This is a genomic window from Aestuarium sp. (assembly GCF_023253315.1).
Taxonomy (GTDB): domain Bacteria; phylum Pseudomonadota; class Alphaproteobacteria; order Rhodobacterales; family Rhodobacteraceae; genus Marivivens; species Marivivens donghaensis.
In genome coordinates, this window is the sequence record NZ_JALRGW010000011.1 from 71,653 (window position 1) to 77,863 (window position 6,211).

Consider the following 6,211-nt stretch of genomic DNA (forward strand, 5'->3'; position numbering starts at 1 on the left):
CCTATTCAACGGTATTTTTTCGGTTCGAATGTGGATGTGGATGATTGAAGTGAACTAGATGATGAAAATGACAAAAATGACCCGATTGGTTTTTTCTATTGTTGTTGTGTCCTCAATGTTTCTTTCGGCTTGTCAGGACGTTGGCACATCTAAACTGCCAGCCCTCCCAGATGTGGCCCAAGATACCTGTGGTGGTGCTCAGTATGGCGGTCTGATTGGACGCGATGCGACGGTGCTTGAGGGTGTATTGATCCTGCGGCAGGTCCGCGTGTTGCGTCCAAATTCCATGATGACCATGGACTATCGTGCCGAGCGTCTGAATTTCCAAGTCGGCGAGGACGGCACGCTGACACGGATTTTCTGCGGGTAGGCTTTGTGAAGAAACAGGAAACCCCGCATCTTGGGGATGCGGGGTCCTATTCTTCGCAAGGTGTCCGACGCGGCGAACTGGGTGGGGGCTAAACATCGCCGCACCGTAGCACTTTGCATAGGTTGGTTATGCGCAATGATTGCGGCGCGACTTTTGCCGGTCGAGGACCTTTGCGGGGTAATTTCTGGGCAAGATCAAGGCATGCTTGATTTGTAACGAAATTGCAGCAAATCTTACCGTTATGACGATACAAATACCCACGTCTTTTGCTGCGCAACCAGAACAGGTTGCCTTCCACCGCACAGAGCTTGCGCCGATCCTCGGGTTATATGGTCGGTTCGTGGCAGCCGGTGAATGGCGGGACTATGGGTTATCGTGCCTGCGTGAGGTCGCCATTTTCTCTGTTTTTCGGCGCACGGCAGAGCATCCACTGTATCGTATCGAAAAGCGACCAAAGCTACGTTTGAAGCAAGGCCAATACGCAGTCATCGGAGCTGAGGGGCAAGTGCTGAAACGCGGAAACGACCTAAAAGCCGTTTTGTCCGTGCTCGAACGGAAGTTGATACGAGCGGTTGATTGACTACAGCCGTTTATGCGCAGTCACAGGTCCGATCCGTTCTAGGACGTCTTTGATCGGTTCATAGGCAACGGCCATGTGATGGGCGTTTGCGTGAATGATCCGTTGAGAGTCCGCGACCAAAGCTACGTGGCCAGGCCAGAAAAAGAGGTCGCCTTTTTGCGGGGCGTCATCGACCGAGTTTCCCATAGCGGCCTGTTGATGGTCACTATCGGCAGGGCAGGGCAGCTCGCACAGCCGATGAGCCATTTGAACGAGGCCCGAACAATCAATGCCGTCCGCAGAGTTGCCACCCCATAGATAAGGCGTTCCGAGCAATCGCGTTGCAACGGCGACGGTGTCAGTTTCGTATTCGTCGCGGGGTCGCAAATGCGAAGCAGGGATATAACCGAGGGGGGTATGGGCAAACTCACCCACGAAGGTTTCAACTGGGACTTCCGCGCCCAAAGATAGGCGGTAGAGATCCGTCGATTTCATATTTGCGTCACGATAGGCGTGAGTTGATCTCGTCACAATGCGATGTGTCGGTAGCCATGTTTGGTTTAGCGCAGAGCTAAGGACGTAGCCGACGTAACAGTCGAGTTCGGACTGCACGAACGACCAGCCGTGCAAATCCTCGTATACTGTGACCTTGGTGCCAGCCAAAAGTTGTCGATCCCGCTTGCCTCCTGGAATGTCCAAAAGGTCAACAACGGGACGCTGGACATAAGAGGTTTCACCATCGACGAACTCTGGCGCTTGGACAGTGCCAAGCAAATGGGACGCTGCCACGCGCTCATTTACGGCAGTCGTGCGGCGGTCTGACATATTAGAGGTCCAGAATATCGGTCAACGCGTGTAGCAACGCCCGCGCGCCTTGGCCTGCGCCACCTTTGGGCCGTCCAGGGGCTGCGGCTGGTTGCCATCCATAGATGTCGAAATGCATGTAGGCGGGGCTTGCGAAACGACGAAGGAACAATGCCGCTGTGATCGATCCGGCCATACCGCCCGAGGGGGCGTTGTCCAAATCTGCGATCGCTGGCTCAATTAGCGCTTCATATGGCGCATGGAATGGCATCCGCCAGACGGGATCAAACAGTGCCTTACCACCACGCGTTAGCGCGTCCGCCGCAACATCGTCATCGGTGTAGAACGGTGCGAGGTCTGGACCAACAGCGACCCGAGCTGCACCAGTAAGTGTGGCCATGGACACAAGGAAATCGGGTTCATCTTCTGCCGCATATGCGAGCGCATCGGCCAAGACCAAACGACCTTCAGCGTCGGTGTTGTTGACCTCAACGCTAAGCCCTTTGCGGCTTGGCAAGACGTCTTGCGGGCGGAATGCATTGCCGGCGACCGAGTTCTCAACAGCAGGTATGAGGACCCGTAGCTGCAGCGGCAAATTGAGCGACATGATCATATACGCGAGGCCCAGCACGGTTGCCGCGCCGCCCATATCCTTTTTCATCAATCCCATTGATGCAGAGGGTTTGATGTCGAGGCCACCCGTGTCAAAGCAGACCCCTTTACCGACGAGAGTTAAACGGGGTCCTTTTGTGCCCCAATTCATCTCGATCAACCGTGGTGCACGAGGCGAGGCTCGTCCAACGGCATGGATCAGTGGGAAATTCTCGGTCAGGAGGTCGTCACCGACGACGGACTGGACGCGCGCGCCGAATTTCTGAGCGAGATCGCGTGTGGCTTGCTCCAATTCCTCTGGGCCCATGTCACTCGCTGGCGTGTTGATGAGGTCGCGGGTGAGGTATTCAGCGTTCACAAACGCGGCTAGTTTTTCGCCATTAATCGCTTCATTGGGGGCGAGAAGCGCCGGCATTTCGGATTGGGTCCGGTAGCGGCTGAACCTGTAAGCCTCGAGTTCCCACGCTAGTGCGGCTTCAAAAAGATCGTCTCCTTCGAGGCCTTCTAGTTTGTAAGTGCCTTTGGGCAGTTTAGCCGCAGCGGCGCCGACGATAAAACGCTGTCTGATCTTCGCTTTTTCATCGCCCGCGCCGAGGAGTGCGAGGCTGACTTCACCGTGTTCGTTCGGGACGATGACGGCTTGACCAGCGCCTCCATTGAACCCGTGCTGAGTTGCCCAGTTCAGAGCGACTGGCGACAGGTTGGCAGAAAAACTTGCCCAACTTTCTGGCGATACCACCCATGTGGGAATTGGGTGAGAGTCATTTCGCGAGGTGGTCAAGATGCATCTCCTAAAATTTTAGATGACATTATCTGAGTCCGTTGCGGTATCAAGGCTGCTTTGGTCCCATGACCTCTCCAAATATGCTGTGTGCTGCAAATTGGACAGTTCGTTCCAGCCGCGCGATGACGGCGCTGAGTGCTATTAAATCTGGCCGACGTGCGCATTCTGCAATGTGACCTGCGATCAAAGCGGCGTCCCCAAGTCCGATTTCTGTGAGGCGTTTAGCTAAAACGTTTGCTAGGTCCGGCAAGGCCGCAAAGGCACCTGCCTTATAAAATTTCTCAATTGAAACAAGGAGCCGATCCAGATGCTCAAAGGTTTCGATTAACTTGGACTCGGCTTCATCATCACCACAATCCTGCAAGATGCGATCGAGGGTTAAGCTAACAGAGAAACATTGGTGTCGTGGCACAAGACGGACAACGCGCTGTGACCTCGGCATGGCATCAAGCCTATATGAAAACGGATCTTGCATGGGTTGGGTTTACCCAGAGGCGATTGGCAACTGGTTTACAGCAGAATGAAAAATGTCTCGAAATTCGGGAAAATGCCGCCTATTTGTGAAACCGTTCAGAAAGGGAGAAAAGATGGAATTCGTTCGACCACTGCCGGATTACTTGGTGCGCCGCTACCAAGGTTGGAAAGCGACCTCCTACACCGAAAACCGTGCGTGGTATCGGCGACTGGCTGATGAAGGGCAACGCCCGAGAGCCATGGTCATCTCGTGTTGTGACAGCCGCGTTCACGTGACGTCGATCTTTGGTGCAGATTCGGGCGAGTTCTTTATCCACCGCAACATCGCAAACCTTGTCCCGCCGTATAATCCCGATGGCGATCACCACGGCACGTCCGCCGCGGTCGAATATGCTGTGACAACGCTAAAAGTCGCGCATGTGATCGTTTTGGGTCACTCTCAATGCGGTGGCGTGGCTGGGTGCGAGGCGATGTGCATGGGGCATGCGCCAGAACTCGAAGACAAAACCTCCTTCGTGGGTACATGGCTCAACCTGTTGCGCCCTGGCTTTGAGCGTGTTCGCGAACTGCCAGACGAAGATCGTACGACCGCACTGGAGAAAGAGGCCGTTCTGGTCAGTTTGGAGAACCTCGCGACCTTCCCGTTTGTGAAAAAGGCTCTCGATGACGATATGCTGACGTTGCACGGACTTTGGAACAATATCGGCGACGGCACGTTGGATGCCTACGACCCCGTGTCGAAGAAATTCGTAGCTGTTTAATGAAAAAGGCGACCCTAAGGTCGCCTTTTCTACGTCAGGGGAAATTCCCTTAAATAGCGGTAACGCCGCGCAGTACGACAGGCCGTGACGCAATCAATTTGCGGTATCTGGCAAGCAATGCCGCACGGCGACGTTGGCGAGCTTTCATCACAAGTGACATTGTTTTCGTCCTGTATTGTGGATCAGTGATCCGTTGTGAGTGGTGGCTGCGGCCCGAGTAGGGCTTTGGCGGGGGCTTCATGCCCGGCAACGAGCGAGGATTGGGACACGCCTGCCACCGGACAGAAGAAGGTTCGTCTTGACTGAGGCGGTCAATGGTTGGGACATGCTCGCCTCAGGGTTAATCTACCTCAGGATGTTTAATAAATTCATCTGCGCGTAGGGGTGGCTGAGTGAGGGACGTGGGTAGGGCCACCCTATTCAATTGTAGGGGGTGTTTGCCGGATCGGGGCAGAGAACGTCCGTTCTTATTCTATCCGAGAGATCAGGGTCTTAGCTGACGGCACATTCGATTCGATCTGAAACGAAAAAGGCCGACCCAAGGGGCCGGCCTCTCTTTATGATATAGCGTGGCGCTTAGCCTTTTTTCAGGCAGCGCTGACCAAGGACTTCTGCGATCTGAACAGCGTTCAGCGCAGCACCTTTGCGAAGGTTGTCCGAGACGCACCAGAAGTTGATGCCGTTCTCAACGGTAACGTCCTGACGGATGCGGGAAATGAAGGTCGCGTAATCGCCAACGCATTCGATCGGAGTGACATAGCCGCCAGCTTCACGCTTATCGATAACCATGATGCCCGGAGCTTCGCGCAGGATGTCGGTCGCTTCTTCCCAATCGAGGAATTCTTCGAACTCAACGTTGATCGATTCCGAGTGACCGACAAACACTGGAACGCGCACGCAGGTCGCGGTCAGTTTGATGTTTTTGTCGAGGATCTTTTTGGTCTCGGTGACCATTTTCCACTCTTCTTTCGTATCACCCGAGTCGAGGAACACGTCGATGTGTGGGATCACGTTGAATGCGATTTGCTTCGGGTAAACCGACGGAGCGACCTCTTGACCTGGGACATACATCCCCTTGGTCTGGTCCCAAAGCTCGTCAATTGCCTCTTTGCCCGTGCCAGAGACCGACTGGTATGTCGAAACAACAACGCGTTTGATCTTAGCGCGGTCGTGCAGCGGTTTCAGAGCGACAACCATCTGCGCTGTAGAGCAGTTCGGGTTCGCAATGATGTTTTTCTTTGTGTAGCCAACGACGTCGTCAGCGTTCACTTCAGGAACGATCAACGGCACGTCCGGATCGTAGCGGTAAAGCGAGGAGTTATCGATGACAACACAACCCGATGCTGCCGCTTTGGGTGCATAGGTTTTGGTCGCGTCAGAACCGATTGCAAACAGTGCAATGTCCCAACCTGCGAAATCAAATGTGTCGAGGTCTTGGGTCTTAAGGGTCTTGTCGCCAAAGCTCACTTCGGTGCCCAGCGAACGACGGCTGGCCAGAGCGGCGATTTCATCAACCGGAAACTCGCGTTCAGCGAGGATATTGAGCATTTCGCGACCCACGTTGCCCGTGGCGCCAACGACGACGACTTTATAGCCCATTGGCTTCTCCTTGGTTTAACCAGTGGGGCGTATAGCTGCAAAGGGGGGCAAGTGGACGAGGGCAAGGTCGTCGAGTCCGGCCCGCCCGAGCAGATCTTCGCGAGCGCTGAAACCGAGCGGCTGCGCCGATTCCTGGACCAGGTGCTGTGATTCGGCGATCGAATTGCACGCATTACCGCCTGGCAGGGTCAGACAGGTTAGACTAGCGAATTATGGTCGAGACCGAAGCGCAGGCCGATGAGCTGGCA

Annotated in this window: 7 protein-coding genes; 3 read left to right on the plus strand and 4 right to left on the minus strand. The window is 54.8% G+C overall.

Annotated elements, in window-relative coordinates; translation table 11 throughout:
- Positions 1-67 precede the first annotated feature (67 nt).
- Together AC1QQ2_RS07815 and AC1QQ2_RS07820 are read left to right on the plus strand one after the other, a co-directional pair.
- On the plus strand, positions 68-370 hold the full coding sequence (locus AC1QQ2_RS07815; RefSeq protein ID WP_479712722.1) for an I78 family peptidase inhibitor: 303 nt from the start codon (positions 68-70) through the stop codon (positions 368-370).
- Positions 371-611: 241 nt separating this feature from the next.
- Positions 612-950 (plus strand): DUF2794 domain-containing protein, encoded by a 339-nt coding sequence (locus tag AC1QQ2_RS07820; protein WP_105236018.1) that lies wholly within the window; start codon positions 612-614, stop codon positions 948-950.
- Here the strand turns inward: AC1QQ2_RS07820 and AC1QQ2_RS07825 are convergent, their stop codons facing one another.
- The 3 genes from AC1QQ2_RS07825 to AC1QQ2_RS07835 are packed head-to-tail and all read right to left on the minus strand — an operon-like array spanning position 951 to position 3,604.
- Complete coding sequence (locus tag AC1QQ2_RS07825) at positions 951-1,754, minus strand: C40 family peptidase (RefSeq protein ID WP_479712723.1); 804 nt, start codon at positions 1,752-1,754, stop codon at positions 951-953. It abuts the gene before it with no gap.
- Between the two features lies 1 nt (position 1,755).
- Positions 1,756-3,126, minus strand: a complete 1,371-nt coding sequence (locus tag AC1QQ2_RS07830) for a leucyl aminopeptidase family protein (RefSeq protein ID WP_479712724.1) — start codon at positions 3,124-3,126, stop codon at positions 1,756-1,758.
- Positions 3,127-3,175: 49 nt separating this feature from the next.
- Positions 3,176-3,604 (minus strand): hypothetical protein, encoded by a 429-nt coding sequence (locus tag AC1QQ2_RS07835; RefSeq protein ID WP_479712725.1) that lies wholly within the window; start codon positions 3,602-3,604, stop codon positions 3,176-3,178.
- 112 nt (positions 3,605-3,716) lie between these two features.
- Here AC1QQ2_RS07835 and AC1QQ2_RS07840 point away from each other — a divergent pair, with 112 nt between their 5' ends.
- A complete protein-coding gene (locus AC1QQ2_RS07840) occupies positions 3,717-4,364 on the plus strand; it encodes a carbonic anhydrase (RefSeq protein ID WP_249946764.1) in 648 nt (215 codons plus the stop codon).
- 576 nt (positions 4,365-4,940) lie between these two features.
- Here AC1QQ2_RS07840 and AC1QQ2_RS07845 read toward each other — a convergent pair.
- On the minus strand, positions 4,941-5,963 hold the full coding sequence (locus tag AC1QQ2_RS07845) for an aspartate-semialdehyde dehydrogenase (protein WP_479712726.1): 1,023 nt from the start codon (positions 5,961-5,963) through the stop codon (positions 4,941-4,943).
- Between the last annotated feature and the right edge of the window lie 248 nt (positions 5,964-6,211).